The organism is Pseudanabaena sp. PCC 9330, assembly GCF_055795045.1.
Map to the genome: position 1 here is coordinate 41,486 of NZ_JAYFES010000073.1, position 21,278 is coordinate 62,763.

General features: G+C 60.4%; 21 protein-coding genes. 20 read left to right on the forward strand and 1 reads right to left on the reverse strand.

The features are described 5' to 3' along the window. The first annotated feature begins 91 nt into the window (after window positions 1-91). From AC0QKW_RS05540 to AC0QKW_RS05565, 6 genes are all read left to right on the forward strand, one after another. Complete coding sequence (locus tag AC0QKW_RS05540) at window positions 92-1,009, forward strand: HAD family hydrolase (RefSeq protein ID WP_473150064.1); 918 nt, start codon at window positions 92-94, stop codon at window positions 1,007-1,009. A gap of 38 nt (window positions 1,010-1,047) precedes the next feature. Continuing rightward, window positions 1,048-2,040: a formylglycine-generating enzyme family protein gene (locus AC0QKW_RS05545; RefSeq protein WP_473150065.1), complete on the forward strand. Its 993-nt coding sequence runs from the start codon at window positions 1,048-1,050 to the stop codon at window positions 2,038-2,040. A gap of 215 nt (window positions 2,041-2,255) precedes the next feature. Continuing rightward, window positions 2,256-2,933: a hypothetical protein gene (locus AC0QKW_RS05550; RefSeq protein ID WP_473150066.1), complete on the forward strand. Its 678-nt coding sequence runs from the start codon at window positions 2,256-2,258 to the stop codon at window positions 2,931-2,933. Window positions 2,934-2,970: 37 nt separating this feature from the next. Continuing rightward, window positions 2,971-3,387, forward strand: coding sequence for a YidH family protein (locus AC0QKW_RS05555; protein ID WP_473150067.1), 417 nt, complete (start codon window positions 2,971-2,973; stop codon window positions 3,385-3,387). A gap of 60 nt (window positions 3,388-3,447) precedes the next feature. Then, window positions 3,448-3,858, forward strand: coding sequence for a DUF202 domain-containing protein (locus tag AC0QKW_RS05560; protein WP_473150068.1), 411 nt, complete (start codon window positions 3,448-3,450; stop codon window positions 3,856-3,858). 213 nt (window positions 3,859-4,071) lie between these two features. Continuing rightward, on the forward strand, window positions 4,072-4,470 hold the full coding sequence (locus AC0QKW_RS05565) for a DUF1622 domain-containing protein (protein WP_473150103.1): 399 nt from the start codon (window positions 4,072-4,074) through the stop codon (window positions 4,468-4,470). A 363-nt stretch (window positions 4,471-4,833) separates the two neighbouring features. Here AC0QKW_RS05565 and AC0QKW_RS05570 read toward each other — a convergent pair whose 3' ends face one another. Next, a complete protein-coding gene (locus AC0QKW_RS05570; RefSeq protein ID WP_473150069.1) occupies window positions 4,834-5,940 on the reverse strand; it encodes a pentapeptide repeat-containing protein in 1,107 nt (368 codons plus the stop codon). Between the two features lie 239 nt (window positions 5,941-6,179). Between AC0QKW_RS05570 and AC0QKW_RS05575 the strand changes: the two genes are divergently transcribed. From AC0QKW_RS05575 to AC0QKW_RS05640, 14 genes are all read left to right on the forward strand, one after another. Next, complete coding sequence (locus AC0QKW_RS05575; RefSeq protein ID WP_473150070.1) at window positions 6,180-7,106, forward strand: NAD-dependent epimerase/dehydratase family protein; 927 nt, start codon at window positions 6,180-6,182, stop codon at window positions 7,104-7,106. 933 nt (window positions 7,107-8,039) lie between these two features. Then, on the forward strand, window positions 8,040-9,734 hold the full coding sequence (locus AC0QKW_RS05580; RefSeq protein ID WP_473150071.1) for a phage tail sheath C-terminal domain-containing protein: 1,695 nt from the start codon (window positions 8,040-8,042) through the stop codon (window positions 9,732-9,734). Window positions 9,735-9,796: 62 nt separating this feature from the next. Then, window positions 9,797-10,180, forward strand: a complete 384-nt coding sequence (locus AC0QKW_RS05585; RefSeq protein WP_473150072.1) for a hypothetical protein — start codon at window positions 9,797-9,799, stop codon at window positions 10,178-10,180. Next, a complete protein-coding gene (locus AC0QKW_RS05590; RefSeq protein ID WP_473150073.1) occupies window positions 10,180-11,505 on the forward strand; it encodes a hypothetical protein in 1,326 nt (441 codons plus the stop codon). The genes AC0QKW_RS05585 and AC0QKW_RS05590 overlap by 1 nt, the downstream gene beginning before the upstream one ends. Beyond that, a complete protein-coding gene (locus tag AC0QKW_RS05595) occupies window positions 11,502-12,167 on the forward strand; it encodes a hypothetical protein (protein ID WP_473150074.1) in 666 nt (221 codons plus the stop codon). Before AC0QKW_RS05590 ends, AC0QKW_RS05595 begins: the two co-directional genes overlap by 4 nt. Then, the gene (locus tag AC0QKW_RS05600) at window positions 12,164-13,189 is read left to right on the forward strand and encodes a contractile injection system protein, VgrG/Pvc8 family (protein ID WP_473150075.1); all 1,026 of its coding nucleotides are present in this window, start codon (window positions 12,164-12,166) and stop codon (window positions 13,187-13,189) included. Before AC0QKW_RS05595 ends, AC0QKW_RS05600 begins: the two co-directional genes overlap by 4 nt. Next, window positions 13,189-13,854 carry a phage baseplate assembly protein V gene (locus AC0QKW_RS05605; RefSeq protein ID WP_473150076.1) on the forward strand — a complete coding sequence of 222 codons (666 nt, stop codon included), beginning with the start codon at window positions 13,189-13,191 and terminating at the stop codon, window positions 13,852-13,854. Before AC0QKW_RS05600 ends, AC0QKW_RS05605 begins: the two co-directional genes overlap by 1 nt. Then, window positions 13,854-14,252 (forward strand): PAAR domain-containing protein, encoded by a 399-nt coding sequence (locus AC0QKW_RS05610; protein WP_473150077.1) that lies wholly within the window; start codon window positions 13,854-13,856, stop codon window positions 14,250-14,252. Before AC0QKW_RS05605 ends, AC0QKW_RS05610 begins: the two co-directional genes overlap by 1 nt. A gap of 86 nt (window positions 14,253-14,338) precedes the next feature. After that, window positions 14,339-14,806 (forward strand): GPW/gp25 family protein, encoded by a 468-nt coding sequence (locus AC0QKW_RS05615; RefSeq protein WP_473150078.1) that lies wholly within the window; start codon window positions 14,339-14,341, stop codon window positions 14,804-14,806. Continuing rightward, window positions 14,803-16,539 carry a baseplate J/gp47 family protein gene (locus AC0QKW_RS05620; RefSeq protein ID WP_473150079.1) on the forward strand — a complete coding sequence of 579 codons (1,737 nt, stop codon included), beginning with the start codon at window positions 14,803-14,805 and terminating at the stop codon, window positions 16,537-16,539. The genes AC0QKW_RS05615 and AC0QKW_RS05620 overlap by 4 nt, the downstream gene beginning before the upstream one ends. Next, on the forward strand, window positions 16,539-17,873 hold the full coding sequence (locus AC0QKW_RS05625; RefSeq protein ID WP_473150080.1) for a hypothetical protein: 1,335 nt from the start codon (window positions 16,539-16,541) through the stop codon (window positions 17,871-17,873). The genes AC0QKW_RS05620 and AC0QKW_RS05625 overlap by 1 nt, the downstream gene beginning before the upstream one ends. A gap of 19 nt (window positions 17,874-17,892) precedes the next feature. Next, entirely contained in the window at window positions 17,893-18,399 is a 507-nt protein-coding gene (locus tag AC0QKW_RS05630) for a hypothetical protein (protein ID WP_473150081.1), read from the forward strand. Between the two features lie 86 nt (window positions 18,400-18,485). After that, window positions 18,486-19,442 (forward strand): peptidase associated/transthyretin-like domain-containing protein, encoded by a 957-nt coding sequence (locus AC0QKW_RS05635; RefSeq protein WP_473150082.1) that lies wholly within the window; start codon window positions 18,486-18,488, stop codon window positions 19,440-19,442. A gap of 3 nt (window positions 19,443-19,445) precedes the next feature. After that, window positions 19,446-21,275, forward strand: a complete 1,830-nt coding sequence (locus AC0QKW_RS05640; protein ID WP_473150083.1) for a hypothetical protein — start codon at window positions 19,446-19,448, stop codon at window positions 21,273-21,275. Window positions 21,276-21,278: the final 3 nt, after the last annotated feature.

Genomic DNA, 21,278 nt, shown 5'->3' on the forward strand with positions numbered 1-21,278 from the left:
GGGCACCCCTCCCAGGAGGGGATGGCCATTACTTTCATGAAAACCCCTGGGATCTAAATCGTCGAATCCCCCATACCTATTGATGTCTTCCATGACTGACCCATTACCCTCCTGGAACGATGGCATCGCCAAACAGGCGATTCTCGACTTTGTGACCCAGGTAACCACAGAGAATAGTCCTGACTTTGTGCCCCCTGCCGATCGCATTGCCACCTTCGACAACGACGGCACCCTCTGGTGCGAGTACCCAATGTACGTGCAGGCGTTCTTTGTGTTCGATCGCATTCGCGCCCTGGCCCCCCAGCACCCCGAGTGGCAGACTCAAGCCCCCTTTTCTTCGGTGCTGCGGGGCGACCTGAAAGCCGCCCTGACGGGGGGTGAGCAGGTGCTGCTAGAGCTGGTGATGGCTACCCATGCGGGCATGACCAGTGACGAATTTGCGGCGATCGTTAGGGATTGGCTGGCGACGGCGAAACACCCCACCACGCAAACGCTTTTTACCGAGATGGTGTATCAGCCGATGGTGGAGTTGCTGGAATACCTGCGGGCCAACGACTTCAAAACCTTTATCGTCTCCGGGGGCGGGGTCGAGTTCATGCGGGCCTGTGCCGAGCCGATCTATGGCGTTCCCCCAGAGCAGGTGATTGGCAGCAGCGGCAAGACCCAGTACGAGCTGCGCGACGGCCAACCGGTGATTCTGCGATTGCCCGAACTCTATTTTTTCAATGACAAAGCGGGCAAACCCGCCGCCATTCAGCACTACATCGGCAAACGCCCGATCGCGGCCTTCGGCAACTCCGATGGCGACCTGCAAATGTTGCAGTGGACTACCGCCGGGTCAGGGTCACGCCTGGGGCTGATTGTGCGCCATACCGACGGCGATCGCGAGTTTGCCTACGACACATCGCCCATGGGCCGCCTGAATGTGGCTCTATCCGAAGCCCCCCAGCAGGGCTGGGTAGTGGTGGATATGAAACAGGATTGGAACCGCATGTTTGCTTGGCAGTAGCCTCAGACCGTTGCACGTTGTCCCCAAGGAGAGGTTTTATGGCGCGATCGCCCCTGCCCACCGCTAAGCCCCCTGGTCGCCCCCCGGCCAAAGACATGGTGTGGATACCGGGCGGCACCTTTACCATGGGCTCCGACCACCACTATGCCGAAGAGGCCCCGGCCCACCCCGTCACCGTAGACGGCTTTTGGATGGATAAATATTTGGTCACCAACGCCCAGTTTCAAAAGTTTGTCAAAGCCACGGGCTATGTCACCTTGGCCGAGCGCCCCGCCAACCCCGACCACTACCCCGGTGCCCAGCCAGAGCTGCTAGCACCCTCTTCCTGCGTATTCGTTAAGCCCGATCGCCCCGTAGACAAGGGCAGCCACTACAACTGGTGGGCCTATGTTGCTGGGGCCAACTGGCGGCACCCCGCAGGCCCCGGCAGCACTATCAAAGGGCGCGAAAACCATTCCGTAGTGCATGTCGCCTACGAAGATGTGGCCGCCTACGCCCAGTGGATTGGCAAAGCCATCCCCACCGAAGCGGAGTGGGAGTTTGCCGCCTGGGGCGGGCGCAAAAACGCCGAGTTTGCCTGGGGCGATGAACTGCACCCCAACGGCAAAATGATGGCCAACACCTGGCAGGGTGAATTTCCTTGGCAAAACCTGAAGACCGATGGTTACGAAGGCACCTCTCCGGTGGGGGTGTTTGCGCCCAACGGCTACGGCCTCTACGACATGATCGGCAACACCTGGGAATGGACCACCGACTGGTACCAGGAGCACCGCCAGATCAAGCAAGATAGTTGCTGTGGCGAACGGGTGAACCCGCGCGGCGGCGAACGCGCGGCCAGCTACGACCCCCAGAGCGCCGAGATCAAAATTCCCCGCAAGGTGATCAAGGGCGGCTCGTTTTTGTGTGCCCCCAGCTACTGCCGCCGCTATCGCCCCCCCGCCCGCATGGCCGAGCCGGTGGATACCTCCACCTGTCACCTCAGCTTTCGGCTGATCGTACGGCAGCCTGATCCTCCTGGGTTGACTCTTTAGAGTTAGGCCTAGGAAGAATAGGGTTGCTCCCCTCCTGGGAGGGGCAGGGGTGGGTCTAACCCAGACAACCAACCGAGCTACCCACGGTAAGCAACGAGCCGATTGCCAAGACTGACCCACCCCGTCCTGCGGGCACCCCTCCGGGGAGGGGAGGGGACTATTTAGTATCTCTTCGATGTGAAGTTATCCCACACAGAGGTTAAGCAGAGCCTACCATGCCCCCCGAAGCCCCCCTACCTCGCCGATCCAAGCTCACCGCCCCCAAGGCCGCCGCCATTGCGGGCATTGTGTTTTCAGGGTTATTTATCACCAGTTTGGTGCTCTTTTTGGTGGCCCTGCCCGGCAACACAACTACCTCCGAGGTGTTTAATGCCCATCGGCAAACGCTGGCTGTGGGGCTGAACCTGATCCCCTTTGCGGGCATTGCCTTTTTGTGGTTTATGGGGGTGGTGCGCGATCGCCTGGGCAGCAGCGAAGACCAGTTTTTTTCTACCGTATTTCTTGGCAGCGGGCTGTTGTTTATCGCCATGCTGTTTACCAGTGCGGCGGTGACCGGCAGCCTGCTGACGCTCTACGCCAACGAGCCCAACCCCCAGATTGCGGCCAGCTACTATGCGATCGGTACCGCCTTTGCCCAGGAGATCATGATCAACTACGCCATTCGAGTGGCCGGGGTGTTTATGATTTCGACCGCGACCCTGTTTTTACGCACCGGGGTGCTGCCCCGCTGGCTGTCATTTTTAGGCTACGGCCTGGCGCTGATCATGCTGTTTCGGGTGGGCCACATCGATCGCCTGGGCTGGGTGGTACTGTTTTTGCCGCTGTGGATCCTGCTGATTAGCGTCTACGTGTTGATCGACAACTATCGCCGCAAGATCAGGGCTACGTTGTAACCCCTGCCCAGCCCACCTTTCACCCCCAAAACTTGCTATGTCAACCGTCCCCCAACCGCCAGATCTCCCACCCAACATTCAGGCCGAGCTAGCCCGAGAGCGCAACCGAGCTGCCGCCGAACGCACCCTGATGGCCTGGATTCGCACGAGCCTCTCGCTAATTGGCTTTGGCTTTGGCATAGACCGCATTGTGACGGTCATCCATAGCTTTAATCAAACCGCAGACATCAATCCAGTCCGGCTGTCTCGCATTTTGGGTCTGGCCTTCATTGCCTTAGGCACCTATGCCATGGTGATTGCGGCCCTCGAACATAACCAAGAATTGCATCGTATTCAGCGGCAGGGCAGCTATCTCTATCAGCCTCGGCGCTCGCTGGGCCTAACCGTAGCGATTTGCTTAATCTGCATTGGGGTCACAGCCTTTGTAGGGATTATCGTTAAAGCCCTGCTTTAATCAACCGACGCCATTGTGTCTACGTTTGTATTGTCAGCCAACCCTAGACAGTCATAGGTCATGATTTACCCCTCATCTAGACCCACCAACGATGTTACAGAACTGGCCAAAGAACGCAATCGTCAGGCTGTAGAACGAACGATTGCCAGTTGGGTTAACAGTGCTTTATTACTGCTAGGGCTGGGTATTTCTATTCATGAAGTTGCTGCCGAAGTTCAGCAAGTTTCACCCAATCCCGTCGCCAGCAATGTTCAGCTTAGCGATTTTCTCAGCCTAGGGGCGATCGCCCTGGGCATTGCCCTGCTGATTCCCATTGCTATCACTCACCGTTCCGACATCAAGGCCCTGGAGCGGGGTGACTACCTGGCTAAACCGCCCCAAATTTTTAATCTTTCGGTGATAGTTGGCGTCGTTATTGTCTTTGGTCTCATCGCCCTAGTCGATGTCCTGGTTGTCGCTCCTGGATCCTAGATCTTTACCTGAAGACTTGCCATCCCAACGACCCTAACCCAGCGCTGACGATGCCTCAGTTCTGGCGATCTTAGCTCCCTGGTCTATTGCCGACAAAGCTGTGGTGGGGGTACTGCTGAGTAGTATCGGCGGGTCGCTGGGTGCAGGCTGATCTGGGATAGCGCCCCCGCCCCCATGCCAACGTTCTAAAGCTGACGGAGAACGAGATAAATGCTGGAAGTTTTGGAATCCCTGCTCAATCATGTGGCGGGGTCGTTAGCGCTGATTTTGGAGAGTATCTCGGTATTTTGCATTTTGGTGGGGCTGCTGTCTACCCTACAACTTGCTGTCAAGCAGCGATGGCGGCGATCGCCCCTGACCCAGCGCACCCCCCGCGATCCAGAGATCGCCCTGGCCAAAGTTCGGCTCAATTTTGGCCTGTGGCTCTCCTTGGCCCTAGAGTTTCAGCTGGGGGCCGACATTGCCAATACCACCGTGGCTCCCTCCCTAGAGGCCCTAGGGCGACTGGCTCTGCTAGCGATCATTCGAACCTTCCTCAATGTGTTTTTAGCGCGGGAGCTAGAGGCCGAAAAAACCGCGATTCATCTTGCTCAACAGCCCCCGTCTGGGTGACCGACGAAAGCTAATTTTGAGAGCCAAAATACCTTGCTGACGACCTGTCTTTCGCCTGATCGAGCCTTCCCGCCCCGGTATTTCAGCGTCATTTCGGCTGAGAAGGCTCGACGCGCGGTTCCTGTCAACCCCTGGGATGCCAGGCGCAAATTCGCCATTTGAGGGGTATTGAGAGTCTTCCCCCGGCTTATTTATACTCATACCAAATCCTGCTCGCCTAACCCACGATTCAGCAGGGCGAACAGCGGTAAGGCCTCCGGCCAGGCTACGCCAACGCCCTACAGGTGGGTCAGTGGGAAGTCGGGGGTATGGAATTCGGATTCGGTATCAGGCCCCTCAAGGCGATCGGCCGCCGTCATGGGTCTAATCGTGAATCGAGCCGTCGGGCATGATCGCCCCAGTGAGAATGGTGCCAGTGAGCTTGACCATGGTGCGCCCGCCTACGGCCACCTTGGCCCCGCTGAGGTCGGCCCCGCTGAGGTCGGCCCCGCTAAAGTCGGCACCGATCAGATCGGCTTCGCGCAGGTTGGCGTGGCTGAGGTCGGCCTGAAGCAAGTTGGCGCGAAAGAGTTTGGCCTTGCTAAGGTTGGCCTGGTTGAGGTTGACCTTGTGCAAAAACGCATCGCTGAGGTCGGCCCCGCTGAGGTTAGCGCCGCTGAGGTTGCGACCCGCGAAGTCTTTTTCGCGGAGGTTGGCACCGCTCATGTCAGTGCCGCTGAGGTCAGGGCTTTGGCGCGATCGGTGGGTGCTAGAGGCACCGTTGCGGGTGTGGGCGTTGTAGCTGTTGTAGGTGTCGCTGGCGGGTTTGCTCTGGGTCTGGCCATTGCCTTGGGAAGAGCCGCCGTTGGTTGAGGCGGTGCCCGCTGGCCTAGCAGTTCCGGCAGCTTTACTACTGCCTACCCCCGCTGCGGCATCGCGACGCTGGCGATAGGTCTGCGCAGAGCCAGCGCTGGAGGCCTCGGTGCTGTCACCAGTGCCAGAAGACCCAGGGCTGCCATTACTTTGCCCCGTGGTGCCGTAGTAGTTGCTGCTGTAAGTGTTGCGCTGGTAGCGATAGTAGCGGTTATGGGAGGACGATCGCGACTCGCCATCATCGCTAGCGCTCTGAGCTTGGGCACTGCTGTAGCCGGTGTTGCTATAGCCATTGCTGCTATAGCCGTTGTTGTAGGTCGAGCGGTAGTCGGTGGAGCTGTGGCTAGCAGAAGCGGGGCGGTAGCTGCTGGCATTGCCATAATTGCCATAGCGGCTGCTGGCGCTGCTGGCATTGCGGCTGTGCGATCGCAGCAAGTCGCGGGCGTGGTTTAGCGCTTTAATTTTATCTTGGGCTTTTTGGTACAGCCGCTCGTTGTCTTGGGGCATGCGGTCTGGGTGCCAGACAAATACTAAATCCTTATAGGACTGGTTGACATCCTCAAGGGATGCCCCAGGCTCTAGCTCTAGAACTTTATAGGCGTTGTCCAGCTCGCGCATGTATAGACCATCTCGCGTAGGGTGCTGAGGCCAGTGCTCAACTCATAACATTTTATGCGGGTTCCCCCCGGAGCGTAAGACCTGGGCATTGATCTACCGGTTTGCTTAACGGGTTGACGCCCAGATGCGTTGATTTTTCAAGAGATTTTCGGGGATCAGAGCAGCTTAATATACATACATTAAGTCCAGTGCGTCTGGGGCATATCCTGAGGGCGCTGGTTAGCTATAAGGAGAGAGTAATGCGCGTATTGGTGATGGGTGGCACCCGGTTTATCGGGGTATATCTCACAAAATTGCTGGTAGAGCAGGGCCATGAGGTGGTGCTGTTTAACCGGGGCAACCGCCCTGCCCCGGTGGCTGGGGTGACGACCATTGTGGGCGATCGCACTGACGCTAGCAACCTCAAAACCCGGCTGGCAGGCGAAACCTTCGACGCCATTTTCGACAACAACGGGCGCGAGCTGGCTGACACCCAGCCCCTAGTAGAGCTTTTTGGCAGCCAGATTCAACACTTTGTCTATGTCAGCTCCGCCGGAGTCTATCTTAAATCTGACCAGATGCCTCACATTGAGGGCGATGCGGTGGATCCAAAAAGTCGTCACAAGGGTAAGTTTGAAACCGAAGCCTACCTCCAGGCCCAGGGGGTGCCCTTTACCTCAGTGCGCCCGGTCTATATTTACGGCCCGCAGAACTACAACCCGTTAGAATCTTGGTTTTTCGACCGGATTGTACGCGATCGCCCCATCCCCATCCCCGGCAACGGCATGCACCTTACCCAGCTCGGCCATGTGCAAGACCTAGCCGCAGCGATGGCAGCAATCTTGGGGAACGAGACGGCGATCGGCCAGATCTACAATATCTCTGGCGAAAAAGCCGTCACCTTTGACGGGCTCGCCCGCGCCTGTGCCGAAGCCGCTGGCAAAGATCTTAAAGCGATTGTCCACTACGACCCCAAGGCTTTTGACTTTGGCAAAGCCAAGGCATTCCCCATGCGGGTGCAACACTTCTTTACGGCGATCGACAAAGCTCAGGCCGAGCTCGGCTGGACACCCACCTACGACCTGGTAACGGGGCTAACAGATTCATTCCGAAACGATTATCTGGCCTCCGGTGCTGCCCAGGCCAATGTCGACTTCACCCTTGATGACAAAATATTGGCGGCGTAAGGTTTTTTCTATAGACCTAACTAAACCTGAGTTCGGGATAAAAAAATTCTCTGCAAAAGCAGGCTTGCTGTCCCCTCCTGGGAGGGGCAGGGGTGGGTCAGCCTGGGTTAGCGGCGAAACATCACCGTATGCAGCTGATTATTCGCTGGAGCAGGTTTGCCCCACCCCGCCCTTCGGGCACCCCTCCAAAGGAAGGGGCAGCGTCATCCCGAACTGAGGTTAAGAAACATCAACTTATTCTACGCTTATTCAAAGCACGCCATCAATTTGGGCCTGGTCAGGCTATGGTTAAAGTCCCTGAGAAAAGTCATCTACAAATTAAATTGTTTTCTCAAGCATCTGTGATTTTCTACCTGTAGATTTTTTGACTGTAGCGGGTCTCAATCCTTTGGAAGTACGGGCAAAGGCTTAAGTCTTTTGCTCTGATTGGCTTCGCAACCTGGGTGCACCTCATTTCTTAGCAAGCCGCTACAGCAGCCCTGCATAAATTGTGAAATTTGAGCGTGCAGACGAGATATCTACATGCTCAAGGCGAGCATACTACCCACATAAATCAGTCTAAAACTGGCCACTTTGTGTGAGCCACAAGATTTTTCGCTTAAGGAGATAGTTTCTATTGCAACTACGCCCAAGAGCATACCTTCTCTTTTCTGGTTAAGCTTTTTGACTTGCTTCCAGATTAGATAGATCAGACTTAGATCAACCAGATCTAAAATTCAGCAGTGAGTTTTGCCGATAGAAAAGTTCCAGATTCTAAGCTGGAGCTGGTATAGAGCCTAAAGGCTCTATTGCCTCGATGGTTTCTGCTTTTTTTTAATTAAGTCTCTGCATTTGGAGTAAAGAGATTGGGGCTAATCATCATAATTCGCCGCCAATTAACAGAAGTTCTAAATCAAAGACGTTTCGCCGATCCGTTATTTTTTAGGAGGCGCTATGGCTACCCTGGTTGTCCCAGGCGTACGAGTTGAGGCTCGTTTTGATGTTTTGCCTGCTCCACCGGCCACCGCTGGCATTTTAGGCATTGTGGGCATTGTCGATCGCATCCCCGCTGGGGGAGGTCTGGTGGGCGTCACCAAAGTGACCGAAGTGCGGCAGCTCTTGGGGCCAGGAACGCTGGTCAGCATGCCAGAGGTGGTGCATGCGCTGGCAAACGGCGTGAGCGAGGCGGTGATTGCGCCTGTGGTGGGGGGCAGCCCAGCCGATCTAGTGCTGCTCAACGCCAACAGCCAGCCTGCGGTACAGCTGCGGTGCCGCTCCAATGGCGCATGGGGCAACCGGCTGCGGGCCGAGGTGCGCGGCATTGCCGACGCATCGGGCAATCTGGTGCGCATCACCCTGCGCCTGCTGATTGACGGAAAAATTGTAGAGACCTTTAGCGATCTGCAAATTGCACCGGGGCAAGCCGATGATGTGTTTGACACGCTCAATCGGTCGTCTCGCTACGTGGTGGCGATTGACCCAGGGTTTGAGTCGGCTCAGCCCACGGCAGACACCTATGCCTTTGCCGCCAATGGTGCGCCGCTGGATGTGCCCCGCCAAGGAGGTGCCCAAACCCTATTTCAACTACTGCCCAGCGATGAGGCCGACCCCGATGGGCTAAGTGTGCAGCTGACGGTTTCAGGCACCAATGATATTCGGCTGCGGGTGTTTCAGGGGGGCTTGCAGGAAGACTTTAGCGGGCTGGGGATGAACCCCGACAGTGACCAGTATTTGCCCTACGTGTTGCTGGCCCAGAGTCGTCTGGTGCGGGTGCGCCCGGCCCTTTCGGCCTCGGCCAGCGATCGCCTGCCCACGGCCACCACCAGCCTACAGGCCTTTGGCAACGGCACCTCGCCCACGGTAGATCAGTATCGCGATGCCATCGACCTGCTGGCAGACGACCCTCGCATTGACCTGGTAGCCGCCTCCGTTGAACCGGGACGACCCAACGCAGAGGTGCGTCAAATTCACCAGGCGCTGGTGGCCCATGCGGTGGCCCTATCAGAAAATGGTGCCCCCCGCATCGCCTTTGGCTCGGTGACGGCGGACGAACAAAACGATGTCAACAAGATCAAAGATCACGCCGCCGTCGGGCGCAATCGACGCTTTGTCTTGGTGTCGCCAGCGGGGGCCGAGGGCGCGGTGGCCGGGGTGATCGGGCGGCTCAACCCGCAGGAGTCGCCTACGTTTAAGTCAGTCCCACTGTTTGATCTGGAACCCGCCAACTATCGCGAGAGCCAGCTCAACCAGCTGTTGGGCACGGCCATCAACCTGTTGGTGGTGCAACAGCGCACCGGACGGGGGGTAATTGCGCTGCGGGGCATCGACACCACGGGCGATCAAATCTCGGTGACGCGCGTGGCCGATCAGGCCATTCGCGAGACCAAGGCCATGTCCGAAAACTTCATCGGGCGGCTCAACACCGAAGACGCGCGCATGGCCCTAAAACAGCAGATTGTGGCGGTGTTTACCCGCATGGAACGGGCCGGGGCGCTGGTGCCCTCGACCGATGGCAGCGATCCGGCCTTTGTGGTCGATGTCTATTCGACGCAGCAAGACTTTGCCCAGGGCATTGTGCGCATTGACATTGCCGTGCGTCCGGTGCGGGCGATCGACTACATCTACGCCACCATTCGGGTCAAGAACTAGCGCCTGATTCAGCCAAACAGAGTCAGCGAAACAGAATCAACCGTGCTCTTTAGGAGGAGGCTATGCCCACAATTTTTGCTGCTAACGAAAGTTCAGCCCTGGTGGATGGAGAGCCCATTGAGGGGCTGCGGACGATTGAATATCGTCGTCAGCAGGTGCGCCAAAATATTTACGCTCTGGGCAGTGCAGAGCGCATTGGCCTAGTTTCGGGGCCGCAATCAGTGGAAGGGCGGCTGATGGTCGCCTCCACCAATGCCAAGCTCGATAGCATCACCGGCGACACACCCTTTCAAATTACGGCTCAGCTCAAGCAGGGCGGCACCCAGATGGCGGTGACCTTTGATGAGTGCTTTTTGCTCGAAAAGAGCTTCAATCTGGGGGTGGGGGGCCACGGTGAGGCTGTTTACAGTTTCACGGCAACGCGAGTGCGGGAGGAACTGGGCTAATGCTGACCTCTCCCCTGGTTTCGCTAGAACCCCTGCGCGGGGTAGCTCGCCTCGGAACCATGACGGTGGCGATCGCCCCGGCGGGTTCCCAGGGCGAACTGCGGGTTGGGGGTGAAACCGGGCCGCTGGTGCGATCGCTTACCCTGGGTGAACGCAATCGGCTGGTGTGGGAAGCGATGGCCTCGACCCAGCCGCAACTAACTCTTTGGGAGGGGTTGCGATCGCTGGGAAGCATCAGCGCCCCAGGCCAATCCCAAGACGAACACCATGAACCGATGGATGACTGTGTGCTCGATGTGATCGCCCTGGCCCTGGCCGGTGGGCTATGGGAGAGCGCCCCCGATCTCGATCGCACCGTGAGGCTGGTCGCCCAAGAGACGGGGTGGAGCCCCCAACAGCTGGCCGAGGCGATCGCCCTTGAGGTCGATCAGCTGGCCCTTTCCCTAGAGGAATCGCTGTCAGCCCCCGCCTCGTCAGACACTGGCTGGAAGCGTCTGGTCTTGCTGTCTGAGGAAGAAAGCGACCTGACCTACATTCGAGAACAGTTGGCCAACAACTTGCTCCGCCGAGGGGAGGGGGCAGGTTCAACGGAGGATTGGCAGGAGGAGCCACTGAGCCCGTCAATGTTCCGTCGCGGCGATCGGGCTGAGAATCTGTTTGAGCAGGCAATGGTCGAAACTCAGGCGCAGGCGATCGCCGCCTTTAACCACGAGTACAAAAACCACGAGTACAAACCCGCAGTCAAACCCATTGCCCAATCAAATCACGCCAGAGTTGCGCTCCACCATTTCAGCCTTCAAACCAAACCATCCCAACTCGAAACTGCGGGTGCCCTCCATTCGCCTCAGGTTCAACCCAGGGTTGCCGCTCAACCAGATCACCTTTTCCAAACCAAATCTGCTCCGTTAGCCGATCAGGCCGATCCACTAGACACATTGCCAAAAAGACAGCGCTTTTCCACCCGATCGCTATCGTCGTTCCAAACCGCTGTTCCCCCACTCCCCATGCACCCACCCACTATCGGGCAAACGGCAGGGAAGATCGTCGAGCCAACCCCTGGCCCCATTCAAACTGAACCTATTCAAACGGCAATACCCGAACCAATTCAGCCGTGGAACGGGCGATCGCCCTCCCCACCTCACCCCACCCCACTATCCCCCTCTTCCCCACCCTCCCCACCGCCCCAATTCAAAACTCAAAACTCAAAACTCAAAACTCAAAACTTCCCCGCCCCCTCCCCATCTCCCCCCCTCCCCGCCGACCTGGCCGACACCCTCGCCACCCTCCTACACCACGAAGCTGACCTCAGGGGGATTCCCCGATGACCGAAACAACTCGACCGATTCCGCTGCTAGGCGACATTTCTCTCGATGCGATTCAGCACATCGAGCACACCCTGGATGCTGGCTTTGTGCCGACGCGCATTGTGAGTCTGCCCGGCACATTGCAGCAGCGCGCCGGACGGCCCTCTCACCAGATTCAGATCGCCAGCGTGCTGGCTGGCCCCGAGGCCAAAGCCCAGCTCGAAACCCTGCAACAGGCCGCTGCCACCGGAGCAGAATTGACCTTTGCGGCGGATATAGCCTCAGCGCTGGACTTGCAAAAGGTGGTGATCACCGGGTTTAGCGCCCAGGAGATAGCCGGGTTGCCCCAGCTCTACCAATGTCAGCTGTCGCTGGCGGAAAGCCCACCCCTGCCGCCCCCGGCCCAGGTTTCTGGCTTTGGGGGCCTAGACGACTTTGGGCTGGGCGATCTGGGCTTTGACACCGATATTTTGGGCGACCTGAGCGACCTGGCGGGCGAAGTGGCCGGGGCCGTCGATCAAGCCCTGGCCGCCATTGACCAACTCAGCGCCCTGGCCAACCTAGACGGCCTGTCCCTCGATGGGGTGCTGGCCCCGATGGATAACGTGGTTAGCAACATGGGGCAGATTGCCTCCAGTTTGACCGACGCGGCCCAAACCCTTTCATCCCTGTTTTCCCCATGAGTTTATCGCCTGCAATTACCGTCACCCTTGGCAACCTGCGCTACACCACTCAAGTAGCCCAGGTACAGGTGGAATTGAATTGCCTGCCGGGGGTGGGGCGGTTTCAGGTTACGCTGCCGCCCACAGTCGAGCTGAGCGCCGTGCCGGGGGATGCGGTTGAGCTGAGTCTGGACGGCGGCGAAGGCGAAGAACGGGTGCTGACGGGGGAGGTGCAAGGTGTTCAGCGCGGACTGTGGTCTACGGTCGTGGTGGGGGTCGATGGCGGGGCCACGCTGGCCAAATTTCGTCCGGCGGCGACCTACGAGCGGCAGAGCGCCAAGCAGATCATTCAAGCCCTAGCGGGGGAGGTCAATCTCTCGGTAGGGCGGATTGATCTGGATCTGCCGCTGGCCGCCTACGTCGCTCACCAGGGCCGCACCGCCGCCGAACACATTGCCCTGCTGGCGGATCTAGGGGGCGCGATCGCCCATTTTGACGCCGACAATGCGCTCACCGTGGCGTCTGCGGCGGTGAGCCAGCCAGAGCTAGCCCTGCTCTACGGGCGGGAGCTCTTGTCCTACTCCGTCGAGGAACGGGCGGCACCGGCGCAGCAGGTGGCCCTCATGGGCCATGGCCCCGCTGGCTCGGCTGAAGCCCCCAACGCCCTGCGTCCCAGCCTCAAGGGCGTGCCCGACAATGCTCCAGTCGCTGGGCGGCAAACGGTGCGGCGATCGGTGGCGCTGCTGCGATCGCCCCAGGTGGCCCAGCGTGCCTCCCAAGCGGCCACCCAGCAGGCGGCGCGACTGACCCAGCAGGTGACGGCCCACACTTTTCTGCTGCCAGCCCTGCGCCCTGGCACCGTGCTGGAGGTGCAAGACCTACCCGATGGGTTGTCTGCCGGGGCCTGGCTGTTGACGCGGGTGCAGCATCGGTTAGACCCACTGCACGGTGGTTCTACCACCTTTGACGGGGTGACCGTAGCCACGGCGGGTCTGCTGGATGGGCTGCTGGGTTCTGCCCTCTCTGCCCTGGGAGGTCTGTAATGAGCACAGCACTGTACGAAAGCATCGCCCGCATTGCTCGCTACGAAGCCAATGCCCGCGGCGTAGCGGCGGTGGGTCGAGTCGTCAGCCAGTTTGCCGCCGCAGAGGGCTCTCCCTCCCCAGATCATGCGGTGACGGTGGAACTGCGCGACTCGGGGCTGGTGTTGCCCAGGGTGCCGATCGTCGTGGGGGCGCTGGGGTTTGCCGCCATGCCCGCCGTCGATGACCTGGTGGTGGTGCTGTTTCTCGACGGTGACGTTAACGCGCCGGTGGTGGTCGGGCGGCTCTACCACCCCGACCAAAATCCCCCGGTGCATGACAAGGGCCAGCTGGTGCTGCACCTGCCCTCGGGGGAAAGCAGCCCCAAACTCAAGCTTGAGGTTAAGGGCGACACCCCCTCGATTCGCTGTGAGCTGCCAGACAACGTCACCCTGGAGATTCTCAAAGATAAGGTGCAGGTCACGGTGGGGGAGGTGCAGCTCAGCCTGCAAAGCTCTGGCAGTGGCCGAGCCGAGGTCGCGGCGGGGGGCTCCAAAATCACCCTTAAACAAGACGGCAATATTGTCGTCAAAGCGGCCGGGGACCTGGTGCTGGAAGGCACCAACGTCGAGATCAGCGGCTCGGGCAATGTCAAAATTCGTGGCGCGAAGGTAGAGGTGAACTGATGGGAATGCCAGCGGCGATCGCCAATCATCTGGTTACAGCAGTGGATACCCACATCGTGCTGGTGCCGACACCGGGTGGCCCCGTTCCCACCCCCCTGCCCCATCCCTTTGTGGGAATGCTGGACGGCGGCTTGATCAACACCGTCAAAATTAACGGCCAACCGGCGGCGGTGGAAGGGTCTACCGCCACCAACCAGCCCGCCCACATTCCCACCCCCCCCGGCACGGCCTTTCAGAAACCTCCGGCCAATCAAGGCACCGTCTTTATGGGCAGCATGACGGTAAAAATTGGGGGCAAAGCCGCCGCCCGCAATGCCGACCCGGTCAAGACCTGCAACGATCCGGCGGATGTGCCGGTGGGTCAGATTGTGGCAGTCGGGACGGTGTTTTGGGGATGAGAGGTGGAGAAGGTGGGGAAAAACTCAAAACTCAAACTTCAAAACTTAAAACTCAAAATTCAAAACTCAAATGTTGATGGGGTTTTATGACGCAGAGCGTTCTGGGAATTGACTTAGCGGTGGTGCCAAACCTGGTGGCCCACGATGCCGCCGCGCTGGATTTGGTGACCGAGCGGCGGCCCATTCGCGGCAAGCTGGTGGGCGGCGCGAAGGAGGCGTTTGATCTCAAGACCTTGGGCAGTCGCGAAAATCTGGCCCAGGCGTTGCTGCTGCGGCTATTGACCCCGGTGGGTGCTCTGGCAGAGCTGGGCCATAGCAGCTACGGGTCGCGCCTGCACGAGCTGATCGGCGAACGCAAAACCCCGGCCCTGCGCAATCTTTGCCGCGCCTACGTGCTGGAGGTGGTGGCCCAGGAGCCGCGCGTCCAAAACAAAGCCGTGGAACTCACCTTTGACCCCGACGCCGAAACCCTGGATTCCTTTGTCTTTACCCTGGCGGTGCAGCCGGTGCTAGAGGGCGACCCGCTGGTACTCTCGCTGGAGGTGGGCGTATGAGCTATTCACCCCGACTCTACCCCGACATTGTGCGGGATCTGCTCACTGTTCTCACCGGGGGAACAGTGCGCGAAAGCCTGACGATGCCCGTGGGAGACAACCCGATTTTGCTCAATCGGCGTCCGGTGCGGCGCATCTCTCACCTCCAGGGTAAGGTGGCCGGGCGGCTGCCCGATCAACAGATTGCCTACCGGTTTACGCCCGCCGATTTTGAGCTAATTTCTACCACGGGCCGCGAAACTGAGAAAGATGCCATCCGGTTTAGGCCAGAGGGTCATCGCCCCATTGCCGGTACGCCGCTGACGGTTAACTATTACCCCATTCAAACCGATCCGGTGCCGTTGACCGATCTCAACGTGGGGTCGGTGGCGCGCACCCTGATGGAGACCTTTGGCCGTGAACTGGCGGTTAGTGAGCTGAACCTGGAGCTGGTCTACAAATCTGCTTTTTTAGAAACGGCGGAGGGCAACTCCCTCGATAAAGTGGTCGCGCTGGTGGGGGTGACTCGCCTGCCGACGGGCAACCCCGTGGTGCGGCTGCGATTTTCGCGGCAGGAAGGGACGGTGGGGCGGATCACCATTCCAGCGGGAACAGCGGTGGTCAGCGCCTCGGGAGCCCGATACCTGACCCTCGATAGCCTGACCCTGGAGCCGGGAGAGACGAGCCGAGACGTGCTGGCAGGGGGCGAAACCCAGGGGACGGAGCCCGTTGAGACGGGGGCACTCAACCGTCTGGAGGTGCTGATTGCGGGCATTGTTGAGGTCACCAATGCCCAACCCGCTCGCCGCCTCAGCGCCCCTGAAACCGATGATGAGTTGCGCCGCCGCACCCGCAGCGCCCTGACCGGAGCGGTGCGGGGCACGCTGGATGCGATCAAGTTTGGTCTGCTGTCGCTGGAGGGCATTAAGGATGTGGCGATCGCCGATCCGGACACTGACCCCACCCTACGACCGGGAGAAATTCGCGTTGAGGTGGCCTACAGCGAAGATACCCCCGCCAAACGGGAGGAAGTGCGTCAGCGCATTGAAGTTCTCAAGCCAGCGGGCGTCCGGGTTTTGGTCGGACGCGCTACGGCAAAACGGCTGGATGTGCGGATTGAGAGGCTGGTGTTGGCGGGCAGTACCCTGCCCGCCGCCGAGCAGACCAACCTGGTCGAAACCCTGAAGCAGCGTTTGCTGGGCTACTTCAGCCAGATTGCCCCTGGCGGACAGATCCGCCGCGCCCAGCTGCTGGCGATCGCCCTCAGCGACTCCCGCATTGTCGATGCCACCATTCGCCTGGTGCCCGACGGCGGCACGGCGGTAGACGACCTCACCCTGGGCGGTGGTGAGGTGCTGGAGGTGACCCGCGATCGCATTCAAATTCAGACGATTGAATACGAGCGAGCGGCGGCGGCAACAGCCACCACCACCACCACCGTCAGCATTGTGCTGCCCGTGCATTTGCTGCCCGGCGTGACGGTTGAAAATGCCACCACCGCCATCAACGCCGCGGTGAACAGCCACGTCCAAGGGCGCGATGCCAATGCGCCGCTGACCGTAGACGGGTTGGCCGCCGCCATTCGCGATGAGAGCCGCTTTGCCCTGATTCGCGATGAGGCCACAATCACCTTAGAAACCGCCGATCGCCGCTTTCTACAGCTGCGCGACGGCATCGGTGAATATCGCCCCGCCCCCGTTGAAACCCTGCGAATCGACGCGATTGAGATTGATGTGCGGGAGGGCCAGGTCTGATGGCACACCTCAAGGCTATGGTCAACCGATTGCCGCTGCTCTACCGCGAAGGCGAACTGGTGGAGGACATGCTCGCCGTCCCCGCCGTGCAGCTTGAAATGTTGGATGAGGATGCCCTGGAGGTACAGCGCGCCCACTGGTTTGATGCGGTGCTCACCCTGGAAGAAGCGGCGAAACTGGCGGCGGTGCTCGATATTTTGCCAGAGCCCTGGCAAGACCTGGGGGAATTTCGCGCCTGGGTGCATGCCCTGCGAGATGCGCGGTTGCAGGATGGGGCCGTGACGCAGCGGGCGATCGCCAACTTTGTCGCCGACTACGTGCGTCGCTACCAGGCGGCCGTGGGCATTCGCACTATCCCCCCGATCCTGCGCTGGCAAGCGAGCACCGCCATCTACGGCGACGGCCTCACCCCGCCCCCCGATTCGCTCTCCCTGGGGCGGCAGGTTCACCGGCTGGGGCCTGCCATTCTCGATACGCCGCCCCAACGGCAGTACGAGCGCATTCCGCTGGCCGGTGGGCTACAGCCGTTGCAGTCCTTTGAGCTGGCCAACAACGGGCTAGATGACAGTCGCCTGGGGCTGTTGCTCACGGGGCTGGCCGATGGCCCCGAGACGGTGCCTCTGGTGGTGAATGTGACGACGGGGGAGGGGCTGCTGTTTTTGGGCGAGGTGCCCCCCGGCCAGCGCCTCTGGCTGCGCCCCAACCCCGACGGCAGCGTCACCGCAGAGCTAGAAAAGCGCGATGTTACGGCCCAACTCCGATCGATTGTGAACCTCCAGCCAGGGGTGCCCTGGACGCCCGAACAGCTGCTCGATCCGGCGATCGCCCTCACCCTCTGCTCCGGGGCCAACACCCTCTGGTTTCTGCCCGTGGCCCACTACGACCAGCGCGGCCTCGATCGGTTTCTGTTTTCGCTGCCCGACCTGCTGCTGCATCAGGGACTCTATGACCAGGTCAACTTTGACCAGGCGCTGTTCTACCAGGAACCCGCGATCGCGCTCCAGGCGACCTGGGTTGAGACCCAACCGGCCCGCTTCTCGGTGCAGTTACCCGCCGCCACCCTCGCCCACCCACCGGGGGCAGTGCAAGCGGCGATCGCCAGCTATGAGGAACTGCACAGCTCCCTCAACCAGGGGGTAGCTCAACTCAAACCCGCCGGGGTAGCCGCCAGTGTGGAGTTCCAGGTGTTCAGCGAAATCCAGGCCCAGGCCGACTATATGACCGGGGTTTCGCCCATCCAGATACAAGAGACGGGGCCAACCGGGAGCGATCAGCTGCTGGAGGTGGGCGGCCTGTTTAGCGTGACCGAATTTGACGATTCTACATTTCGCTGAGGGAGGGAAGAGACCCGCCATGCGCGCCAGATTGCGACTTGAATTGACCGATCCCCAGGGCTGCATCCTAGCGGTTCGGGAGGAATACAACTCCGTCATGCAGGGGGGGGCTGAGCTGATCGCCAACCTGATTGCCGGACGCGGTTCCCCCATTACCCACATGGGCGTGGGCACCAGCGACAGCCCCGAAACCGGCACCTTTAACACCCCCCAATTGACCAATGTCGCGGTGGGTGACGTTGCTCCGCTGGCGTCTCCCACCGAAATTGCCCTCCCCCCCGACGCCTTCGCCGCCCCCCAGCTCGACGAAGCCCGACGGGTGGTGCGAGTCCGTATCCGCAGTACCCTGCCCCCCGCCGCCGCCGTCGGCACCATCCGCGAAGCCGGGCTGCTCTCCCGCCAGGAAGACAGCACCATTCTCTACAACCGGGTCATCTTTGCCCCGCTGGTCAAAAACGACGACCACGAACTCACCCTCTTCTGGGAAGTCAGCTTTCCCTACGGAGATTTGCAGTGGTTGCTCTAAGGGTGGATGGGTGGGCGGGTAGATGAGTTAAACGGCCCCCACCCACCCATCCACTCACTCACCCATCCACCCACCCCCTCACCCCTATGAAAAGCAGCTTTAGCATTCAACTCCAGGGCTACGCCGCCGCCAACCGAGACGCCACGGTGCGTCTGGTTAATCAGGCTACCGGCACAGTTGTGGAGCGATCGCCCTTCTTAGACGGCAGTTTGGTCGTGCGCGATCTCGACCCCGGCCCCTACGAGGTCGAGGTGCGTCACCCCAACTTGATCCAGCCGATTGATCGACGGCTGATTCGGCTGTTTCCCCAGCCGACGCCGACCCGGATTACGATTCCGGTGCCCCAGGAGCTGTTTCGGGACACGCCCATTCGCGACATTCCCGATGCCGATCTGGCTCCGGTGCAGCAGGTGGCCGCCGATGTGCGGCGACGGCTAGAGCCCGTGGGTGGTAAGAGCCCCGGCGAAGCGATTCGGGCGGCGGACTGGAATGTGATGGTGGCCGCCGTCAGCGATCTGGCCGGGGCGATCGGCGAACTGACCCAGCTGGTGGCCCCCAAGGGCCACGACCATCCCGAAATTGCCGAAAAAATCGACGAGGTGCAGGGCAACCTGCGGCGCTTTGCCGAAGCCTTTGGCAAAAGCCTGCTGGAGATTCGTCGCGAGCTAGAAACCGCCAACCTCGACAAAACCGTCAATGATGTGCTCGACCTGGGTGGCGCTACCCCGGCCATTCGCGATCGCCTCAGGGGCCGGGTGCAGGATCTCAAGGATGCGGTGCGGGCCGACCCGTCGGTGTTTACGGGCAAGCTGGCGATCGCCAGCAACCTGATCTTGACCGAGGTGCAGCAACTCGCGGTGTCCCAGGGCGACAACGCCGATACCTTCCTCAACCAGGAGTCGGTGAAACAACTGACGACCAAAGCGCAGCAATTTTCCCAGGCGGGCACCCAGATTCGCGCCGACTCAGAGCTTCAGGTCTACCAGCGAGCCGGGGCAGCCAGCGGAGCCACACTGTTTAACTTCCAGGGTTTGAGAGGATAAGCCATGCCAACCGTTGCCGAGCTAGAACGCTTACAAGCCCTGATTTCGCGGCTCACACCCCTGGCCCAGAGGCAGCGGGGTGAGCTGATTCAGGCGCAGGATTGGAATGCCCTAGTGGGCGTGGTCATCGAGGTGGCCCGGGCCGTGCTGGCCGAGGCCGCCCCCGAAACAGTGCCGCCCCACGAACACCCCGACCAGGTCAAACTGGCCTGGCTCGACCCGCGGCTGCGCACCCTGCTCGAACAGGGGCCGCTCAGCGATCCGGGCTCAACCGCTAAGCTCTCGGAGCTAGAGCGCCGGATTAACCGCGTTCCCACGCAGGTTACCGATTTAAAGGATGACCTGCAAACCTTCCGGGACCAGATCAATAGCTTGGTCAGCCGTGACCTACAGCGTGAGTCTGACCTGACGGTGGTGCGCCGCCAGTTTGAAGGACTGCCCAACACCCGCGACGACATTCTCACCCTGCGGGAAGACCTGAGCGGCATGCGGGCCAATGTGCAGCGAGTGCTAGAGCTGAGCGACAGTCTCACCGTCAACGGGCAACCCCTCGATTTTGAAACCGTCACCAACCGCCTCAGCAGCCTAGAATCGTTTCGGGAACGACTGCGCACCCCGGCGGGAGACTTCTTAGATGCCACCCGCCTAGAACAGCGCCTGACCGAACTGACCAATACCCTGGTCACCGAGGCAGAGCTAGACGCCGCCCTCAAGAATCGCCCCGGCCGCATCAGCGATGCCCAGGTGGGCGATCTGCGGGCCCAGCTGACCGCATCGCTGGCTAACGATCTGCGGGTTTCCACCGGCCAGCTGCGGCAAGAACTCCAGGCCGATGTGGCGAATCGGCTGGCCCAGGTGGATGGGCTGGTATCCCAGGCGATCGCCGGTTCCCTGCCGGGCATTAGTGAATCGGTCTTGGGGGGCATTCGGGCTGAGGTCAATGCCAATTTGCAAAGTCAGCTGGAGGGCTTTCAGACGGGGCTCGACCAGCGCTTCACCGCCGTGGAGGGAAGACTGACCCAAACCTTTGGGCAACAGGCCGAGGGGCTGGTGGCCGCCGCCCTCGATCGCCAATTGCCCGACCGTCTAGGTCAGTTGCAAAGCAACCTGGCGGGGCTGTCGCAGCAGTTCACCCAGCTTCAGACCCAGCTGCGCGAACAGACTACTCGCCTGGGGGGCATCGACACTCGCCTTAGCCAGTTTGACACCCGTTTGGAGGGGCTGGATAGTCGGGTCGAAGCCGGGTTCCGCAGTGAGGCCGCCGCTCGGATTTCTCTGCGCGACAACCTGATGCAGGAGATCGATCGCCGCAACGTTGGATTGTTAGACGGCCTTGAGGGTCGGTTTGGGCAACTGGGCGAGCAGACCAGGGTGCAGGTGGGTGAGGCGATCGCGCCCCTGCGCGACGAGCTGCGATCGGAACTGGGGGCGATCGCTCGGGAGTCTGCCGTGGTCGAGAGCCGCGCCGCCCTCAGCGAGTTTCGGGGTGAACTGCGCGGCGTGGTGCAGGATGAGCTGGCCGCCCTGACGCCCCAGTTCCGGGAGGCCTTTGTCACCCGCGACGATCTGGGGGCGTTGCGGACGGAATTTCAGCAGACGGCGGCGACCAAGGCCGAATTGGGGGCCTTGCAGACTGAGGTGCGGCAGACGTTTGTGACGCGCACTGATCTGAATACCTTTCAGACCCAGTTCGCGCAAAACATGACCACCCAGGTCAACCAGTTGCTCAACACCCGCATTCCGGCGGTGGTGACCCGGGAGGTGGAGCGCACCACGGTCAACCTGCCCAACCTGGTCGATCGGGCGGTGACAGAACGCTTGAGGGAACCGTAACAG

What these genes read in the sequence shown, in the direction of transcription:
- AC0QKW_RS05630 (WP_473150081.1), top strand. Translation starts at nt 17,893, where the DNA reads ATGCGCGCCAGATTGCGACTTGAATTGACCGATCCCCAGGGCTGCATC.
- AC0QKW_RS05620 (WP_473150079.1), top strand. Translation starts at nt 14,803, where the DNA reads ATGAGCTATTCACCCCGACTCTACCCCGACATTGTGCGGGATCTGCTC.
- AC0QKW_RS05585 (WP_473150072.1), top strand. Translation starts at nt 9,797, where the DNA reads ATGCCCACAATTTTTGCTGCTAACGAAAGTTCAGCCCTGGTGGATGGA.
- AC0QKW_RS05540 (WP_473150064.1), top strand. Translation starts at nt 92, where the DNA reads ATGACTGACCCATTACCCTCCTGGAACGATGGCATCGCCAAACAGGCG.
- AC0QKW_RS05580 (WP_473150071.1), top strand. Translation starts at nt 8,040, where the DNA reads ATGGCTACCCTGGTTGTCCCAGGCGTACGAGTTGAGGCTCGTTTTGAT.
- AC0QKW_RS05635 (WP_473150082.1), top strand. Translation starts at nt 18,486, where the DNA reads ATGAAAAGCAGCTTTAGCATTCAACTCCAGGGCTACGCCGCCGCCAAC.
- AC0QKW_RS05555 (WP_473150067.1), top strand. Translation starts at nt 2,971, where the DNA reads ATGTCAACCGTCCCCCAACCGCCAGATCTCCCACCCAACATTCAGGCC.
- AC0QKW_RS05640 (WP_473150083.1), top strand. Translation starts at nt 19,446, where the DNA reads ATGCCAACCGTTGCCGAGCTAGAACGCTTACAAGCCCTGATTTCGCGG.
- AC0QKW_RS05600 (WP_473150075.1), top strand. Translation starts at nt 12,164, where the DNA reads ATGAGTTTATCGCCTGCAATTACCGTCACCCTTGGCAACCTGCGCTAC.
- AC0QKW_RS05605 (WP_473150076.1), top strand. Translation starts at nt 13,189, where the DNA reads ATGAGCACAGCACTGTACGAAAGCATCGCCCGCATTGCTCGCTACGAA.
- AC0QKW_RS05560 (WP_473150068.1), top strand. Translation starts at nt 3,448, where the DNA reads ATGATTTACCCCTCATCTAGACCCACCAACGATGTTACAGAACTGGCC.
- AC0QKW_RS05570 (WP_473150069.1), bottom strand. Translation starts at nt 5,940, where the DNA reads ATGCGCGAGCTGGACAACGCCTATAAAGTTCTAGAGCTAGAGCCTGGG.
- AC0QKW_RS05595 (WP_473150074.1), top strand. Translation starts at nt 11,502, where the DNA reads ATGACCGAAACAACTCGACCGATTCCGCTGCTAGGCGACATTTCTCTC.
- AC0QKW_RS05590 (WP_473150073.1), top strand. Translation starts at nt 10,180, where the DNA reads ATGCTGACCTCTCCCCTGGTTTCGCTAGAACCCCTGCGCGGGGTAGCT.
- AC0QKW_RS05615 (WP_473150078.1), top strand. Translation starts at nt 14,339, where the DNA reads ATGACGCAGAGCGTTCTGGGAATTGACTTAGCGGTGGTGCCAAACCTG.
- AC0QKW_RS05625 (WP_473150080.1), top strand. Translation starts at nt 16,539, where the DNA reads ATGGCACACCTCAAGGCTATGGTCAACCGATTGCCGCTGCTCTACCGC.
- AC0QKW_RS05545 (WP_473150065.1), top strand. Translation starts at nt 1,048, where the DNA reads ATGGCGCGATCGCCCCTGCCCACCGCTAAGCCCCCTGGTCGCCCCCCG.
- AC0QKW_RS05575 (WP_473150070.1), top strand. Translation starts at nt 6,180, where the DNA reads ATGCGCGTATTGGTGATGGGTGGCACCCGGTTTATCGGGGTATATCTC.
- AC0QKW_RS05550 (WP_473150066.1), top strand. Translation starts at nt 2,256, where the DNA reads ATGCCCCCCGAAGCCCCCCTACCTCGCCGATCCAAGCTCACCGCCCCC.
- AC0QKW_RS05610 (WP_473150077.1), top strand. Translation starts at nt 13,854, where the DNA reads ATGGGAATGCCAGCGGCGATCGCCAATCATCTGGTTACAGCAGTGGAT.